Source organism: Pararhizobium sp. LjRoot238, assembly GCF_964252955.1.
Taxonomy (GTDB): domain Bacteria; phylum Pseudomonadota; class Alphaproteobacteria; order Rhizobiales; family Rhizobiaceae; genus Pararhizobium.
Window position 1 is genome coordinate 819,026 of record NZ_CAXUPP020000001.1, and the last position, 16,485, is coordinate 835,510.

The window sequence follows — 16,485 nt, forward strand, 5'->3', positions numbered from 1 at the left end:
ACTATCCGGCCGCTTTTTTTCAGTCCAGCCTCGCGTCAGCCTTATTCGGCTTCCGCCTCTGCTGCCAAGGCCTTGACCAGGTCCACCAGCTTGCGGCGCACCTTGGGATCGCCGATCTTGACGAAGGCTCGGTTGAGTTGAAGCCCTTCCGAAGACGACAGGAAGTCGACCACGTAGTTCGAGCTTGACGCTTCGGCCATGCCCGACGGACCGGAAGACGACGAGTCGCCCGGTGCATCTTCGAAAAAGAATGAAACCGGGACATTCAAGATGCTTGAAATGTTCTGGAGACGGCTCGCGCCGACCCGGTTCGTTCCTTTTTCATATTTCTGGATCTGCTGGAAGGTGATCCCGAGGCTCTCTCCGAGCTTTTCCTGGCTCATGCCCAGCATGGTGCGGCGAAGACGGATCCGGCTACCGACATGAATGTCGATCGGGTTCGGTTTTTTCTTGTTCTCTATCATAACGGTTTCCTAATAAGCGAGTTTCAGTTGCCCCATAACCTGGCCACTTACAGAGAGCAGACTACACACGCTGCGTTGTGCCGCCGGGCGGAAACCCTCTGAACCATAGGTAAAGATCATTGGTGAGTACCACTATGCAATTTTAGGGGTTTTTGGTCAATTCTCTCGAAAAATAAAACTTGCGCGGGAAATAATCGCGAGAGCGAGGAGAAGACACGCAAGCAGCACTCCATTTCGCCCTTGTTCTTGAGGGCTCATTGGTGGAGCAAGCTTTCCCGGCAAGATTGTGTCCACAAACCCCTTGGTGCCGAACGGAAAACCGGTCACGATTTCACCGCGCGCATTGACGATTGCAGATACGCCGGTGTTGGCGTCGCGGATCAACGGCAGGCCCGTCTCGACGGTCCGCAACTGCGCCTGCTGGAAATGCTGGTAGGGTCCGGGCGTGTTGCCGAACCAGGCATCATTGGTGATATTGAGCAGAGCATTTGCGGCAAGGGCATCATTGCCGATCTCACGCGGGAAGATCGCCTCATAGCAAATCAACGGGTAAAGCGTCTTGCCACCCGGCAAGGTCAGGAGCGAGCGCGTCGCGGCGGACGAGAAACCGCCGGGCATGGTGGCTGCGATCGCATTCAAACCCGCCGACATCAACAGGTTTTCCAGCGGCAGGTACTCTCCGAAGGGCACGAGGTGCATTTTGTCGGAAGCGCCGACGATCTGGCCGCGATCATCGATCACATAGATCGAATTATAGTAACGCGGCGGCTGGCCGGCCCCTGCATCCTCAGCCCGGACCGCACCGGCAATGAGGATCTGGCCCTCCTGCAGGACATCGGAAATCCTGATGAGCGCATCCGGATTTTCGGTCAGGATGAACGGCACGGCGGTTTCCGGCCAGACGACGACATCGGGGCGCTTGCCGCCATCTTCCACTGGCGCCTCGGTGAGCTTGAGATGCTGTTCAAAGATCGATAGCCGCTCGCCGTCATCGAACTTCTTTGACTGGTCGATCAGCGGCTGAACGAGACGGATGGTGACGGCCGGGTCTGCCGGAGGCGACAGCGGCTGGTTCAACCGGTAAAATCCGTAACCGAAATGGGCCGCGACGAGAAGCGCCGCGAGGCCCAGGCCAGTCCGCAGACCCTTGCGGGTGCCGATAAGTGCAGGAGACGCAAAGACAAAGACGGCCAGCATGTTCACGCCGGCAAGACCGATCACCGCTGCCGACTGCATCATCAGCGGCACCGGCATGACCGCATAGCCGATCGCGTTCCATGGAAAGCCGGTGAGGATGAAGCTGCGCAGCCACTCGAACAGTCCGAAAGCGAAGGCGAGCGCGGCGACACGACCCACGCCATCCGACCAGAGAAGGCGGGCGAGCGCCGCCGAGGAGGCATAGAAGAAGGCAAGAAAAGCAGGCAAACCGACAACGGCGAGCGGCACGGCCCAGGCGAATTCGTCGGCCTCGACGAGCAGCGCGTTGCCCAGCCACCACAGGCCGCCAAGGAAATAGCCGAAGCCGAAACACCAGCCGACGAAGAAGGCGGGAAAGCTGCGCCTCAGCACTCCATGGTCAGGATTGCCCGATGCGCCGTCGATGAGCCAGACGAGGATGGGGAAAGACAGAAACGGTGCCGCGAATATGCCGAAGGGCGGCAGGGCAAAGACGGCAATCAGTCCGGCGGTAAAGGCGACAAGCGCCCGGCGAGCTCCTGACAACAGCATGATCCTGCCCGCAAGCCACTCCATTCATTTCCCCCAAACCGGCGCGAACCGCACTTTGCCAGGCAAGGCATGCGGCCGAGGCGCAAACCGTCCATTCGAATCAACGCGCCGGCAGTCTTCCAAAAAAGCGGCTGCTTGTCGTGCCTCGAAACAGCGTCCGGCTACGGGAAACGAAGCTTTTATCCGGTTTCGCGCAGGGATTTTTCGTCGCTGGCAAACGGCGTTGCCTCAAGGGGCGCATCCTCGTCGCCCTTGAGCGGGCGGCGGCGGGCCGGAGGACGCTTGCGGACGATCCGCACGCGCTTCACCCGGCGAGGGTCGGCGTCGAGAACCTGGAATTCGAAGCCCGGGATCGCCTGGACGACTTCACCGCGGGCCGGAATGCGGCCGAGCGAGGCAAAGACCAGACCACCCAGCGTATCGACGTCTTCGAGCTGCTGGCGCACATCGAAATCAGGACCGATCGCCGCGGCAATCTCCTCCAATTCCACGCGAGCGTCGGCGACGAACACGTCGTCGGAGGTCTTGGCGAACATGACCTCTTCATCGTCATGCTCGTCCTCGATATCGCCGACGACCATTTCGACGATATCCTCGAGCGAGGCGAGACCATCGGTGCCGCCATATTCGTCAATGACGAGTGCCATCTGGATGCGGGCCGCCTGCATGCGCTGCATCAGGTCGGATGCGTGCATGGACGGCGGCACGAACAGGACCTGGCGGATGATGCCGGCCTCTTCGACCGTCTTCGACAGATCGATGCGTCCCAAATCGAAGCCCGGCTTCGGCTGGCGCGCCGGCTTCTCTGATTTTTCAGCTGTGTTTGCGGCAGCGCTTGCGGTGGAACGGCTGCTGGCACGGCGCTTGTTGCGCGCCTGCTTGGTGACATAGGAAAGCAGGTCGCGGATGTGCACCATGCCGCGCGGATCATCGAGGCTTTCGCTATAGACCGGCATACGCGAGCGGCCGGATTCGTCGAAGATGACCATCAGTTCACCGATGGTGATCGAGAGATCGACAGCTTCGATATCGGCGCGCGGAACCATCACGTCCTCGACACGCACCTCACGGAAGCGAAGAATGTTGTTAAGCATGGCCCGTTCGGCCGGCGAAAAGGCCGCGTCGCCTTCGGCTCCGCCAGTCATCAGGGCGTCGGCAAGATCTTCACGAATACTGGAGCTGCTGCTGGCACGCCAAATTCGGGCTGCGCGGCTCCAGAAGGAGGAACCGGATTTGCCGCTCTCAGGTTTCTGAGCGGCGCTACTACTGCCCGCTTCGTCCTGACTGGAGGCTTCCGCCTCATCTCTTACAGCCGCGGCCGGCTGTGTTCTATAATCGCTCATCGTTCCAAACTATCATACGGGATCACTGTCCCCATAGGGATCAGATAACCCAAGACCGGCCAAAATGCGAGTCTCAAGGCCCTCCATTCTTTCGGCATCGCTCTCTTCCATGTGATCATACCCGAAAAGATGCAGAAATCCATGCACGAGGAGATGAGTCAAATGCTCGTCGAAAGGCTTGTCGAGAGCCTGTGCTTCACGCACCAGCGTTTCCTGGGCGAGGATGATATCGCCGAGCATCGGCCCCGGCATCTTGCCGGGCGTGAGCGGAAAAGCCGGGAATGAAAGCACATTGGTCGGCTTGTCCTGACTGCGCCATTCCGCATTGATTTCACGGATGGAGGCGTCGTCCGTGAACACCAGCGAGACTTCCGGCGGCATTTTCGGAAACGGCTGCTTTTCCTCCTGGCGGAGAAAATCGGCGGCCGCGCCGAGGACGCGCGCGCTCAGAGACTGGAGTTTGGCCTCGGAGGGCCAGGGGCCCTCCTCGACACTGATCTGGATATCAAGGGTGGTCATGATTGGCTGCGGCCGCCTTTACCGGTCGCTCTGCTCGCTTTCGTCATGTACGGCAGTCGATGCCTCGTAGGCGCGGACAATGCGGGCGACCATCGGATGGCGCACGACATCGGCATCCTTGAAGCGGACGACGGACACGCCTTCGACGCCCCGCAGTATCTGCAGTGCCTCGACGAGGCCGGACTTGACGCCGCGCGGCAGGTCCACCTGGCTCGGGTCACCGGTGACGATCATGCGGCCATTTTCGCCGAGACGCGTCAGGAACATCTTCATCTGCATTGCCGTGGTGTTCTGCGCTTCGTCAAGAATGACGGCGGCATTGGCGAGCGTGCGGCCGCGCATGAAAGCGAGCGGGGCGATTTCGATGACACCGGCTGTGATCGCGCGCTCGACCTTATCGCCCGGCATCATGTCGTAAAGCGCGTCGTAGAGCGGCCGCAGATAGGGATCGACCTTGTCCTTCATGTCGCCCGGCAGGAAGCCGAGGCGTTCGCCCGCCTCCACGGCGGGACGCGACAGGACGATGCGATCGACCGCGCCGCGCTCCAGAAGCTGGGCCGCATGGGCCACCGCAAGATAGGTCTTGCCGGTGCCGGCCGGGCCGATGCCGAAGACCAACTCGGAACGTTCCAGCGCGCGGATATAGGCATCCTGTGTCGGCGTGCGGGCCGCAACGGTCTTCTTGCGGGTGGAAATCTGGGCGAGGTTCAGCCTGGCTTTCTTTTCCAGGGTCGGAAGCTGCAGCTGATCATCCGCGGCAACGGCCATGCGAATGGCGCCTTCAACATCGGAGACTTCGACGGTGCTGCCGTTCTGCAGGCGACCATAGAGATAATCGAGCGCCCGGCGAGCCTGATTGGTGGCGACCATGTCACCCGAGATCGCAACCGAATTGCCGCGCGGGCGCGCATCGATGTTGAGACGCTGCTCGATCAGCTTCAGATTCTGGTCGAATTGGCCGAAAAGCTCACTGGCAAAGCGGTTATTCTCGAATGTGAGCACGAAGTGATTGACGTCTGTCGCGGATGTTTTCGACTGGCGCGGCGATGATGAGACCAATTCGTGTCCGTTCAAGCGGTCAGGCTCCTTGAGTTAGCGGTCCCTTAGCTTACCACCTCGGCAAACAGACTGTTAGGGCCCGCACCAGTGATTCGTACAGAGACAATGTCACCGATTTGCGATGACTTTGCATCAACATTCACCGACTGCAGCCAGGGCGAGCGGCCGATCAGCTGGCCCGGCATGCGGCCCGGCTTCTCCAGAAGCAGGTCGATGGTCTTGCCGATGCACTGCTCGGCAAAGGCATGTTGCTGCTTCAGCAGCAAAGTCTGCAATCTTTCCAATCGCTTGGCTTTGACATCTTCCGGCACCTGATCCTCGAGATCGGCGCCCGGCGTGCCCGGACGGGTCGAATACTTGAAGGAAAATGCCTGTGCATAACCGACCGCCTCTACGAGCCGGAGCGTATCCTCGAAGTCCTCATCGGTTTCGCCGGGAAAGCCGACAATGAAATCGCCAGACAACGCCAGATCGGGCCGCGCCGCCTTGATGCGGGCAATCAGCGCGATGTATTCGGCCGTCGTGTGGCGCCGGTTCATCGCCTTCAATATACGGTTGGAGCCGGACTGGATCGGCAGGTGCAGATAGGGCATCAGTTGCGGGAGGTCGCGATGCGCGGCGATCAGGCTGTCGTCCATATCGCGCGGATGGCTGGTCGTGTAGCGCAAGCGGGCGAGGCCGTCGATCTCCGTCAGACGGTGCAGAAGCTCACCGAGCCCCCATTTTTCGCCATTCGGGCCGGTGCCGTGCCAGGCATTGACGTTCTGGCCGAGCAGCGTGATTTCGCGCACGCCGCCATCGACGAGCTTCTGCGCTTCAGAAACGATCTGGGCGACCGGGCGGGAGACTTCGGAGCCGCGCGTATAGGGCACAACGCAGAAGGTGCAGAACTTGTCGCAGCCTTCCTGAACGGTGAGGAAGGCGGTGACGCCCCTTGCCCTGGTCTTTGCCTTGTCCGGCGCCGGCAGATGCTCGAACTTGTCCTCGATGGCGTAGTCGGTCTCGAGCACGCGCTCGCCGCGCTTGACACGCTTCAGGGCTTCGGGAAGCCGGTGATAGGTCTGCGGGCCGATGACGAGGTCGACGGCCGGCGCCCGGCGCAGAATCTCGTCGCCCTCGGCCTGAGCGACACAGCCGGCGACGCCGATCATCATTTCGCGGCCTTCGCCGGCCTTTTTCTTCTTCAACTCGCGCAGACGGCCAAGCGCCGAATAGATCTTTTCGGCCGCCTTCTCGCGGATGTGACAGGTGTTGAGCAGCACCAGATCGGCGTCTTCCATGACGTCGGTCGAGACATAGCCGTCCTTCACCAGCGCGTCCGTCATCCGGTCGGAATCATAGACGTTCATCTGACAGCCATAGGTCTTCACAAAAACCTTGCGGACTGCTGAGCTCTCGAGCGCCATTTCGGGCTTTGCGGACAAAACTGCTGTTTCCTGTGTCATGGGCGGTTCCATAGAGCAAACAGGGGCAAAATTGAAGCCCTAAGAGACCGTTTGGAATTGATGAGGCCGGCCTGACCAATTCCGAAACGGTCTCTTGCGCGTTCAGCGGCCGCGCAGCTTGAGCGCCAGCATGGAACGGATGCTCTTCTCCACCTGCCGGCTGACAGCCTTGCGGTTGCTCTGCGGCGTATAGGTGATCTGTTCGCCATAAATGACATCCACATCGACCGCACCCTCGTAAAGGATGCCGAGCAGGTGCGGTGCCAGCGCGATATCGCCGGGCCAGGCTGCGATCGGCCGATGGTAGCGCCCCATCGGCATGCCGTGAATGCCGGTATAGGCGATGGCAACCGGCTGGACATGCACGACACCCGTCGGGGATAGCGGAACTGCGGCGGCGGCGGCGCCGAAGAGCGATGTCTTGATTTCGAGCAGCCGGTTGCCGTCTGAGGTCGTGCCTTCGGGAAAGAGAACGACTATCTCGCCGTCGGCCAGCCGCTTGCCGATCTCGTTGACCTGATTGCCGGTGGTGCGCTTCTGGTCGCGTTCTATGAAGATCGTCTTCTGGAGCAGGGCAAGGATGCCGAAGACCGGCCAGGCCTTCACGTCGGACTTGGCAACGAAGACCACGTCGGCGATGGAGCCGAGAACGAGAATATCCTTCCAGCTCGCATGGTTTGACACCAGCATCAGCGGCCGCTGACGGTCCGGCATGCCGTGAACGCGGACGCGGATGCCGACCAGGCGGCAGGCCATTCGGTGCCAGAGACGCGGAAGCCTGCGCCGCTGCGGCGTATCCAGCCAGAGAAAGACCAATTGCATCGGGATGAGGACGAGCGTCGCGACAAACAACAGTGTCATGCAGAGCGTGACGCGCAGCCAATTGATCACGCGCGCAAACTCCACGCCTGCAGCCGGACAGCGGCGCGGCGTATATCTCGATCCCTGATTGTCTCGTCGGCGTGGCGGCGCAAGTGCGTCCCTCTTTCAAAGCCAGTACGGCTAGCCAAGATCAAGGCGCATGACAAGGGCTGCGGTTCTGGTACCACCAACACCTTGATAATAGGCCCGTCTTTCGCCGACATTGGCAAAACCGAGCTTGCGATAAAGGCCAATGGCAGCAACATTGGTTTCATCGACTTCGAGGAAGACCGCTTCAGCCGCCTGATCGCGCGCCTCGCGCAGTGCCGCCCGCATCAGCCGCCAGCCGAGGCCCAGGCGCGAAAAACGCGGATCGACGCCGATGGTCAGGATTTCCGCCTCGCCGGCGGCGACACGCGACAGCACGAAGCCGCCGGTCAAAGGCCGCGCAGAGGCATTGCTCTGGCGCGCGATAAACCCAAAGACAGTATCCTGAACCAAGAGGGAATGCAGTTCGCCATCGCTCCACGGGGATGTGAAGCGCAACTTGTGAATGGCAGCGGCCTGCGGCAGATCATCCGTTTCCAGCGTGACGATTTCGAACTCGGGTTTGCGGGTAAAATAGTCAGTCAGTGCCATCTTACGCTCTTACGCCCGCGCCACGGCAAAGCCGGCCTGCGGCCTCACGTCCGGCCCGCGCAAATAGAGCGGGCTCGGTTTGCCCAACGACGGATCGGCAACCACGCCAAGCCGTGCCACAGTGCCGATGTCGGCGACGTCGATCTGCGCCACATCCGGCAGTGGAGCATCAGTAAGATGCCTTGTGGCGGAGCCGCAGATTACGCCGTCGAAACCCGCGAACATGTGGCGCGCATCGTCAAGCCCGACGATCTGCGCCTCGGCCCGCGGAGCGCCGGCCGCCTCGAATATCTGGCAATAGAGTTCTTCGCGTTTGGCATCCATTGCGGCAAGGACCGGCCGTCCCGGATGTTTCTCGCCCGCGGATTTGGCAAGCGCTGCGAGGATGGAAACACCGACGGAAGGTACACCCAAGGCCAGAGCAAAGCCCCGCGCGGCGGCAACGCCGACCCGGATACCGGTGAAGGAGCCCGGACCGACGGTGACGGCAATGCGATCGACGTCGGACAAGACCTTGCCGCTTTCGGCAAGTGCCTGATCGATGAAAGCTAAAAGCTGCTCGGCATGGCCACGGCCGATGTCGGCGCCGGCAGACGCCAGTACCTTATCGGTGGTGCTGTCATAAACGGCTGCAAAACATCCCGTCCCAGCCGTATCGATGGCCAGGACGATCATGGGTTGCGCACTCCAATGCATAGTAGCGACACTGTTGGAACGCTCGCTCAGACAGCTTCGACCGCCTGCACTTCGGGGATGAAATGGTGCAACAAATTCTGCACCCCATGCTTCAGCGTCGCCGTCGAGGACGGGCAGCCGGAGCAGGCACCCTTCATGTTGAGGAAGACAACCCCATCGCGGAACCCCTTGAAGGTGATATCGCCCCCATCCTGGGCAACGGCGGGGCGGACGCGGCTTTCCAGCAATTCCTTGATCGTCGCGACGATGGTTTCATCGCCTTCCTCGAAGAACTCGCCATTCAGGTCACTCTCTTCGGCGCGGGTCTGAACCGCCATGACCGGCTGGCCGGACATGAAATGTTCCATGATCGAGCCGAGAATGGCCGGCTTCAGGTGCTGCCACTCCTGATCTTCCTTGGTCACGGTGATGAAATCGTAGCCGAAATAAACGCCGGTGACGCCGGGGATCGAAAACAGGCGGGAGGCAAGCGCCGAACCGGCAGCGGCTTCTTCCGCATCACGGAACTCCGCCGTGCCGTTTTCCATGACCACCTTGCCAGGCAGGAATTTCAGCGTCGCCGGGTTCGGGGTGGCTTCAGTCTGGATGAACATATCTTTCTCCGCGTCGGCCAGGATGACGTTCAACCAGCCTGTTTAGAATTATTCAAAAGAATATAGGCCGTTTGAACAACGGCTTCAAGATGCGCCAGGGACCGTTTCCAACCGGGAAGGATGAAAACGAGTGATGCTGCTTTCAGCTTAGCGCATCGATTTCCGCGTCCGTTAGACTGTCCGGTATGACGGTCACCGGAATCGGAAATGCCGCCGTCTTGCCGGCGATCGAGGACACCAGCGGCCCCGGACCATCTTTGGCAGAACCGGCAGCAAGCACGAGGATCGCGATGTCCCGGTCTTCCTCGATCAGGCTGTAAATCTGCTCGGTTGCGCTGCCTTCGCGGATCACCATTTCCGGCTCGATGCCGATCGTCTCGCGCACCGTCTGGGCGATCCTGGCCAGCGTCGCCTCGGCCTCTTCACGCGCTTCTGCCCGCATGATGCCTTCGACGCCCAGCCATTGCTGGAAATCGCCATCGGCAATGACGTACAGAAGAACCATGCCGCCATTGGAATTCTTGGCCCTCATGCCGGCATAGTGAACGGCCCGGCTGCATTCCGGCGTATCGTCGATCACCGCCATAAACTTGCGGCGGTGACCTTCCAGTCGTGAGAGTCGTGTTGAAACCATAGCGGGACTCTTACACCCGATATTTTTGGCTGCAAGAACTCTTTTGCGGCGAATTATTGCAGAAAGCCGACGATTTCCCGGACCTGTTTCATCGTCACTTCCGCCCGCGTCCGGGCCCGCTCCCCGCCATCGCGCAGGATGGCGTCGATGTGGGTCGTGTCATCCATCAGGCGACGCATTTCGCCCGAAATCGGCGCGAGAACGTTGACCGCCAGATCCACCAACGCCGGCTTGAAGACGGAGAACTGCTGGCCGCCGAACTCGTCCAGAACCTGGCTCTTGGTCTTGTCGGCAAGGGCCGCATAGATGCCGACGAGATTGTCCGCTTCCGCGCGCCCCTTGAGGCCCTCGACCTCGCCCGGCAATGCATCCGGGTCGGTCTTTGCCTTGCGGATCTTCTTCGAGATTGTATCGGCATCATCCATCAGGTTGATGCGCGACAGGTCGGAGGCATCCGATTTCGACATTTTCTTGGTGCCGTCGCGCAGGCTCATGACGCGAGGGGCCGGGCCGTCGATCAGCGGCTCGACCATCGGGAAATAGGCGTGAACCGGCTCTTCGCCGACCTTGATGTCAACGCCGTAGCCGGTCTTGCGGATATGCTCCATGAAGTCGATGTTGAACTTCATCGCAATATCGCGGGCAAGCTCCAGATGCTGCTTCTGGTCATCCCCGACCGGCACGTGCGTGCCGCGGTAGACGAGGATGTCGGCGGCCATCAGGCTCGGATAGGCAAGCAGGCCAAGCGACATCTGCTCGGCGTTCTTGCCGCCGGACTTGTCCTTGAACTGCGTCATGCGTTCCATCCAGCCGATGCGGGCGACGCAATTGAAGATCCAGGCAAGCTCGGCATGCTGCGGCACAGCCGACTGGTTGAAGACGATGTGCTTCTTCGGGTCGATGCCGGAGGCGATGAAGGCGGCGGCGATCGAGCGTATCTGGCCGGGCATGTCCTCATGGACGAGTTGCGCGGTGATCGCGTGCAGGTCGACGACGCAATAGATGCAATCGTTGTTTTCCTGCAGCGCCACGAACTTGCGGATCGCGCCGAGATAATTGCCGAGATGGAGATTGCCGGTGGGCTGGACGCCGGAAAAAACGAGCGGCTTGAAGTCTGACATTATGTCCTCATTCGGGCTTGTGGAGGGCCCGGCCTCTGTTGCTGTTGGCGGGCTTATGCACACAGGTGTGGCGGTGATCAAGAGGCGAGCCACGGTGTTTTGGCTTTCGCTCGCTCAAGCGTCCGCCAAATGAGGTAGCTGACTGCCGGCCGTATGCCCCGCAGGCTGGCGCCAAGGCTTTGATTCTCCATCCCCAAGTTGGAATTTTATCCTCTAATATTCCATTAGCGTTAACAAAGAAGGCCAAATTGCGGGCTACTACTTTCGAGGTATCGGTAGAAAATTTCATAAAATTGCTACATTTCAGATTATTTTCCCAATTCGCGACCATGGCCAAGGTCGTCCTGTTGTACCGCGCGCATCGAACCGCGCGGCGAACCGACATTTGCGTGCGCCCCCATCCAAAAGCGGATGTTGAACGGGGCTTATGCCAAGGGGATTGCAATGCGTGACATACTCTGGATTGCTCTTGCATGCCTGCTGACCGTTTCTAACGTTGCCACGGCCGATGCCAAGGATGGCCGGGCGCGCAAAGTGAAGCTCCCTGCGTACGGCAGGTCTACCGCCTACACCGCCCAGACCGTGTCGGTCAGGACGGGCTGTTTTTCACCCCGTCTGGAGGGAATATTGGCGCATATCGCCATGAAAATCGGTCAACGCCCGCTGGTCACATCAGGTCACCGCCCCCGCGCATATCGCCGCGGCTCGCTGCACCGACTGTGTCAGGCCGCCGACATTCGCGTGCCCGGGGTGTCGGAAAGCAGGATCATCGCCGCAGCAAGGACAGCGCCGGGCATCGGCGGCATCGGCCGCTACTGCAACGGTATCGTTCATGTCGATACCGGTCCCCGTCGCCAATGGGTTCATTGTGGGAGGGGGAAAGGCGGCCTCCTGGCCCTCAAGCGTCGGTCGGCGCGTCGGGCTTGACGGCTGCTTTCCGCTTCAAATTCCGCCGGATCATGCCGAGATCGGCGCCGCCGATCAGGAAGGCGACGGCGAAATAGACGATCATCGAGACGGCAATCAGCAGGCCCAGCGCGCCGATCTTCGTCAACAGCGACGCGCCTGAGGCGAGCGATGCCTCGAAGATATTGCGCAAATAATAAAGCACGCCGCCCATGACAGCCGCGGAAACGATGAGAAGAGCTGTCCGGCGCATAAGCGCCCATTCCCACACGAGATGGCCGCGGCGCAGCAGCGTCACAAAGAGGAGAATGGTGCTGATCCACCCCGCCGTGGCTTCGGCAGCCGCGATGCCCGGCGCACCGAGACGGGGAAATAGCGTCAGCGCGAGGCCGCAGTTTACCGCAACGGCGACGACGGAAAAACGCATCGGCGTCTTCGTGTCCTCACGGGCGTAAAAGCCCGGCTGCAGCGCCTTGATCAGGACGAAGGCCGGCAGGCCGATACCGTAGATGGCGAGGATCGACCCGACGATGGCGGTGTTCTGGGCGTGGAAGGCGCCGCGCTCATAGAGCACGCGGATGATCTCGTCGGACAGAACCCAGAGCGCGAAAGCCGCCGGGATCGTCAGGAACAGGACGAATTCGATCGAGCGGTTCTGCAGGTTTCCGGCTTCGCGCAGATTGCCGCCCTTCAGCGCGCGCGACAGTTCCGGCAGAAGCACAACGCCGACGGCAATGCCGACGACACCGAGCGGCAGTTGATAGATGCGATCGGCATACTGCAAGGCGGCGATGGCGCCATCCTGGGCCGAGGCGATCGCCTGGCCGACCAGTTGGTTGATCTGGGTGATGCCGCCGGTGATCGCGGCAGGCACGGCAAGGATCAACAGGCGCTTGACGTTGGGCGTGAAGCGTGGAAAGCGCAGGCCGATGCTCATGCCGGCATGGAGGACGCCGAAATAGACGACGGCCAGCTGCAGGACGCCCGCCGCCAGCACGCCCCAGGACAGGTACCAGGCGGTCGCCAACGGATCCGCGCCAGTATAGAGCGCATAGAACAGCGCACCGATCATCACGACATTGAGGAAGATCGGCGCGACGGCGGCGGCGAAGAAATGATGCAGCGAATTCAGCATGCCGCTCATCATCGCCGTCAGCGACATGCACATCAGATAGGGGAACATCACCGCCGCCATGCTGATGGTGATGCCAAATTTTTCCGGATCGTCGGCAAAGCCCGGCGCGATGATGAAGCGCACCAGGAGCGGCATGGAAAGCTCCATCACGATGGTGAGGAGAAAGAGCACCGAAAAGAGCACACCGAAGACTTCTTCGGAGAAGCGCTTGGCGCCTTCCGTCCCGTTCGCCTCGATCTCCTTGGAAAACAGCGGCACGAAGGCGGCGTTGAAAGCGCCCTCGGCAAAGAGACGGCGAAAGAGGTTCGGGAAACGGAAAGCAGCGTAGAAGACGTCGGCCATCGGGCCGGTGCCGAGCGCTGCCGCCATCAGCGTTTCGCGGGCGAAGCCGAAGATGCGGCTGCCGAGCGTGGCGCCGCCCACGGTCATGAATTTCCGGACGAGGCTCATGAATCCGCCTTGGCTTTTCTGGGAGCAGCCGCCGGGCGATGGCTGTTCTGCGGCGCAATCATGCCCGATGGCATGCGGTCCCTCATCTCGTCGGCCTCGTCCGACATGACGGCCTTCAGCCTGGCCACGATATTGCTGTGCCGGGCCTCGTTGGTGATCTTCTGGCCGACGAGGTCGGTCACGTAGAAGGTATCGATGACCTTCTCGCCGAAGGTGGTGATGTGCGCGGAGGCGATATCGAGCGAAAGATCGGACAGCACGGCCGTGATTTCAGACAGGAGGCCGGTGCGGTCGAGGCATTCCACCTCGACGACGGTGAACTTGTTGGAGAGGCTGTTGCTGATGGTAACGGCCGGCGGCACCGTGAAGGCCTTGTTGCGCTTGCGGTGCTTGGTACGGCTGGCGATCACTTCGGGCAGGCGCTTCTTGCCCGACAGTACATCCTCGATCATCTTGCCGATGCTGGCGGCGCGGCGCGTCTCGTCATCATCGACCGGGAATTCGCGATTGACGAGGATAGTGTCCAGTGCCCGGCCGTCGGACGTCGTGAAGATCTGCGCGTCCACGATGTTGGCGCCGGCCGCGGCACAGGCGCCGGCGATGACAGCCAGCAGGCGCGGATGGTCGGGCGACAGCACTGTGATTTCGGTGATGGCGTGGAACTGGTGCGTCCTGACCATCGTCGCCAGCGCCCGGCCTGCCTTGTCGGCCTCGCGGATGAAGCGGGCGTGGCGGAGCTGATCCTCCAGCGGCACGGAGAGCAGATAGGGCTGGTAGTGCAGCTTGGTATAGGTCTTGCGGTCCTTCTGGCTCCAGTCGGACAGCGCGTTGTAGAGCACGTCGGCCGCATGTGCTGCCCGCTCCTTGCGCGGCAGATCGGAAAAACCACCGGAGAGAAGAAGCTCGGTTTCGTAGTAGAGCGTGCGCAGAAGCTGGCCCTTCCAGCCGTTCCAGACGCCGGGACCGACGGCGCGGATATCGGCGATCGTCAGCACGAGCAGCATTTTCAGGCGGTCGAGCGACTGGACCTTTTCAGCGAAATCGATGATCGTCTTGCGGTCGTTGAGATCGCGCGTCTGCGCGACCATCGACATGGTCAGGTGTTCCTCGATCAGCCAGGCAACGGTCTCGGTCTGCTTCGGCGTCAGGCCGAAGCGTGGGCAGAGCTTGCGCGCAACCCTGGCGCCGGCGCTCGAATGATCTTCAGGACGACCCTTGGCGACATCATGCAGGAGCACGGCGACGAACAGCGCGGTGCGATCCTCGACATTCGGCATCAGCTTGACAGCGAGCGGATGCAGTTCCTCGTCGCGGCCCTGGTCGATGCGGGAGAGCACATCGACAGCGCGCAGCAGATGTTCATCCACCGTATAGTGGTGATACATGTTGAACTGCATCAGCGAGACGATCTTGCCGAATTCCGGGATGAAGCGGCCGAGTACACCGGCCTCGTTCATCCGCCGCAGGATCAGTTCCGGATCGCGGCGCGAGGTCAGCATCGAGATGAAGAGCCGGTTGGCCTCCTCATTGTCACGCACGGCCTGGGTGATCAGGCTTAGCGACCGGGTCACCTGCTTCAAGGCGGCGGGGTGGAACTCCAGGCCATTGATATCGGCGACATGGAAGATGCGGATCAGGTTGACCGGATCGCGCTTGAAGATGTCCGGGCTCGCAAGCGCGATGCGCCCGCCGTCATCGACGAATTCCAGCGTCCCGGCTATCTTGCGGACACGGTGGGTGAAACGGCTGAGCGCCGCGGTGAAGCCCGGAAGCTGTTTGGCCTGCTGGTCTTCGAGCGCTGCACAGAAGATGCGGGTCAGGTCGCCGACGTTCTTTGCCACCAGGAAATAATGCTTCATGAAGCGTTCGACGGCGGTCATGCCGGGGTGATCATGATAGCCGAGGGCTTCCGCGATCTCGCGCTGGATGTCGAAGGACAACCGCTCCTCGGCCTTCTCGGTCAGGAAATGCATATGGCAGCGCACGGCCCACAGGAAATCATCAGACTTCTGGAAAAGCTCGTATTCCTGGCGTGAGAGAACACCGAGCTTGACCAGGTCGGCCGAATCCTTGACCCGGTAGAAATACTTGGCGATCCAGAACAGCGTGTGGATGTCGCGCAGGCCACCCTTGCCTTCCTTGACGTTCGGCTCGACCAGATAGCGCGTATCGCCGGCCTTGCGGTGGCGCTCGTCGCGCTCGGCGAGCTTGGCGGCGATGAAATCGGGGCCGGTGTTCTTGACGATTTCGCTGTCGAAACGGGTTTCCAGCTCGTCCGCCAGCTCGCGCGAGCCGCAGATGTAGCGCGATTCGAGGATTGCGGTGCGGATCGTCATGTCGCCCCGCGCCAGCCGGATGCACTCGTCGATCGTGCGCGTGGCGTGGCCGACCTTGAAGCCGAGATCCCACAGGATATAGAGCATGAACTCGATCGCCGGCTCGGCCCAGACGGCCTTCTTCGCCGGCAGCAGGAAGAGAAGATCGATATCCGAGCCCGGCGCCAGCGTGCCGCGGCCATAGCCGCCGACGGCGGTAACGGCGATGCGGGCCGCGGGCTGCGCATTGGCAGCATCGAAGACCTCGTTCAGGACGAAATCATGCAGGACGGTGATCATCTGGTCCTGCAGCCAGGAAATCCGCTCGGCGCATTTGAGACCGCTGCCATCCTGAAGCAGCAGTTGACGGGCGTTTTCGCGGCCGTCGAGATTGGCCTGCTTGAAGGCGGCGAGCAACGCCCGGCGCATGAGGTCGCGCTGCTCCGCATGCGCTGAAGCGATGAAACTGCACTTGGCCCTCAGCGCTGCGACATTCAGGATATCGGGAAATGACGTTTCATGTATGGTCATCAAATGCCGACCGTGTTCCTGTCCGGCGGGCTCAACGAGCCGCTGC

The 16,485-nt window shown here is 61.1% G+C and carries 15 protein-coding genes; 1 reads left to right on the forward strand and 14 read right to left on the reverse strand.

What is annotated here, in order from left to right; genetic code table 11:
• Positions 1–41: 41 nt before the first annotated feature.
• From ACSQ3F_RS04145 to trpS, 12 genes are all read right to left on the reverse strand, one after another.
• Positions 42–464, reverse strand: a complete 423-nt coding sequence (locus tag ACSQ3F_RS04145; protein ID WP_436099061.1) for a helix-turn-helix domain-containing protein — start codon at positions 462–464, stop codon at positions 42–44.
• A gap of 156 nt (positions 465–620) precedes the next feature.
• On the reverse strand, positions 621–2,216 hold the full coding sequence (gene lnt / locus ACSQ3F_RS04150; RefSeq protein WP_436099062.1) for an apolipoprotein N-acyltransferase: 1,596 nt from the start codon (positions 2,214–2,216) through the stop codon (positions 621–623).
• 155 nt (positions 2,217–2,371) lie between these two features.
• A complete protein-coding gene (locus ACSQ3F_RS04155) occupies positions 2,372–3,535 on the reverse strand; it encodes a transporter associated domain-containing protein (RefSeq protein WP_436099063.1) in 1,164 nt (387 codons plus the stop codon).
• Between the two features lie 12 nt (positions 3,536–3,547).
• Positions 3,548–4,054 carry an rRNA maturation RNase YbeY gene (ybeY, locus tag ACSQ3F_RS04160; protein ID WP_436099064.1) on the reverse strand — a complete coding sequence of 169 codons (507 nt, stop codon included), beginning with the start codon at positions 4,052–4,054 and terminating at the stop codon, positions 3,548–3,550.
• Between the two features lie 18 nt (positions 4,055–4,072).
• A complete protein-coding gene (locus ACSQ3F_RS04165) occupies positions 4,073–5,128 on the reverse strand; it encodes a PhoH family protein (RefSeq protein WP_436099065.1) in 1,056 nt (351 codons plus the stop codon).
• A 29-nt stretch (positions 5,129–5,157) separates the two neighbouring features.
• Positions 5,158–6,558: a tRNA (N6-isopentenyl adenosine(37)-C2)-methylthiotransferase MiaB gene (gene miaB / locus ACSQ3F_RS04170; protein WP_436099066.1), complete on the reverse strand. Its 1,401-nt coding sequence runs from the start codon at positions 6,556–6,558 to the stop codon at positions 5,158–5,160.
• Positions 6,559–6,660: 102 nt separating this feature from the next.
• Positions 6,661–7,449 (reverse strand): lysophospholipid acyltransferase family protein, encoded by a 789-nt coding sequence (locus ACSQ3F_RS04175; protein WP_436099067.1) that lies wholly within the window; start codon positions 7,447–7,449, stop codon positions 6,661–6,663.
• 111 nt (positions 7,450–7,560) lie between these two features.
• Positions 7,561–8,058 carry a GNAT family N-acetyltransferase gene (locus tag ACSQ3F_RS04180; RefSeq protein ID WP_436099068.1) on the reverse strand — a complete coding sequence of 166 codons (498 nt, stop codon included), beginning with the start codon at positions 8,056–8,058 and terminating at the stop codon, positions 7,561–7,563.
• A 9-nt stretch (positions 8,059–8,067) separates the two neighbouring features.
• Entirely contained in the window at positions 8,068–8,733 is a 666-nt protein-coding gene (gene tsaB / locus ACSQ3F_RS04185) for a tRNA (adenosine(37)-N6)-threonylcarbamoyltransferase complex dimerization subunit type 1 TsaB (protein WP_436099069.1), read from the reverse strand.
• A gap of 47 nt (positions 8,734–8,780) precedes the next feature.
• Positions 8,781–9,347: a NifU family protein gene (locus ACSQ3F_RS04190; protein ID WP_436099070.1), complete on the reverse strand. Its 567-nt coding sequence runs from the start codon at positions 9,345–9,347 to the stop codon at positions 8,781–8,783.
• 142 nt (positions 9,348–9,489) lie between these two features.
• On the reverse strand, positions 9,490–9,981 hold the full coding sequence (locus tag ACSQ3F_RS04195; RefSeq protein ID WP_436099071.1) for a universal stress protein: 492 nt from the start codon (positions 9,979–9,981) through the stop codon (positions 9,490–9,492).
• Positions 9,982–10,034: 53 nt separating this feature from the next.
• A complete protein-coding gene (gene trpS, locus ACSQ3F_RS04200) occupies positions 10,035–11,102 on the reverse strand; it encodes a tryptophan--tRNA ligase (protein WP_436099072.1) in 1,068 nt (355 codons plus the stop codon).
• 444 nt (positions 11,103–11,546) lie between these two features.
• Between trpS and ACSQ3F_RS04205 the strand changes: the two genes are divergently transcribed.
• A complete protein-coding gene (locus ACSQ3F_RS04205; protein ID WP_436099073.1) occupies positions 11,547–12,029 on the forward strand; it encodes a YcbK family protein in 483 nt (160 codons plus the stop codon).
• Here ACSQ3F_RS04205 and murJ read toward each other — a convergent pair.
• Positions 12,001–13,593: a murein biosynthesis integral membrane protein MurJ gene (gene murJ, locus ACSQ3F_RS04210; protein ID WP_436099074.1), complete on the reverse strand. Its 1,593-nt coding sequence runs from the start codon at positions 13,591–13,593 to the stop codon at positions 12,001–12,003. The genes ACSQ3F_RS04205 and murJ overlap by 29 nt on opposite strands.
• A complete protein-coding gene (locus ACSQ3F_RS04215) occupies positions 13,590–16,439 on the reverse strand; it encodes a [protein-PII] uridylyltransferase (RefSeq protein WP_436099075.1) in 2,850 nt (949 codons plus the stop codon). Before ACSQ3F_RS04215 ends, murJ begins: the two co-directional genes overlap by 4 nt.
• Between the last annotated feature and the right edge of the window lie 46 nt (positions 16,440–16,485).

Bases quoted from the DNA above. Each gene is read 5' to 3' on its own strand.
- trpS (WP_436099072.1), bottom strand. From the start codon at position 11,102: ATGTCAGACTTCAAGCCGCTCGTTTTTTCCGGCGTCCAGCCCACCGGC.
- ACSQ3F_RS04215 (WP_436099075.1), bottom strand. From the start codon at position 16,439: ATGACCATACATGAAACGTCATTTCCCGATATCCTGAATGTCGCAGCG.
- ACSQ3F_RS04205 (WP_436099073.1), top strand. From the start codon at position 11,547: ATGCGTGACATACTCTGGATTGCTCTTGCATGCCTGCTGACCGTTTCT.
- ACSQ3F_RS04155 (WP_436099063.1), bottom strand. From the start codon at position 3,535: ATGAGCGATTATAGAACACAGCCGGCCGCGGCTGTAAGAGATGAGGCG.
- ACSQ3F_RS04180 (WP_436099068.1), bottom strand. From the start codon at position 8,058: ATGGCACTGACTGACTATTTTACCCGCAAACCCGAGTTCGAAATCGTC.
- ACSQ3F_RS04190 (WP_436099070.1), bottom strand. From the start codon at position 9,347: ATGTTCATCCAGACTGAAGCCACCCCGAACCCGGCGACGCTGAAATTC.
- ACSQ3F_RS04195 (WP_436099071.1), bottom strand. From the start codon at position 9,981: ATGGTTTCAACACGACTCTCACGACTGGAAGGTCACCGCCGCAAGTTT.
- ACSQ3F_RS04145 (WP_436099061.1), bottom strand. From the start codon at position 464: ATGATAGAGAACAAGAAAAAACCGAACCCGATCGACATTCATGTCGGT.
- miaB (WP_436099066.1), bottom strand. From the start codon at position 6,558: ATGACACAGGAAACAGCAGTTTTGTCCGCAAAGCCCGAAATGGCGCTC.
- tsaB (WP_436099069.1), bottom strand. From the start codon at position 8,733: ATGATCGTCCTGGCCATCGATACGGCTGGGACGGGATGTTTTGCAGCC.
- murJ (WP_436099074.1), bottom strand. From the start codon at position 13,593: ATGAGCCTCGTCCGGAAATTCATGACCGTGGGCGGCGCCACGCTCGGC.
- lnt (WP_436099062.1), bottom strand. From the start codon at position 2,216: ATGGAGTGGCTTGCGGGCAGGATCATGCTGTTGTCAGGAGCTCGCCGG.
- ybeY (WP_436099064.1), bottom strand. From the start codon at position 4,054: ATGACCACCCTTGATATCCAGATCAGTGTCGAGGAGGGCCCCTGGCCC.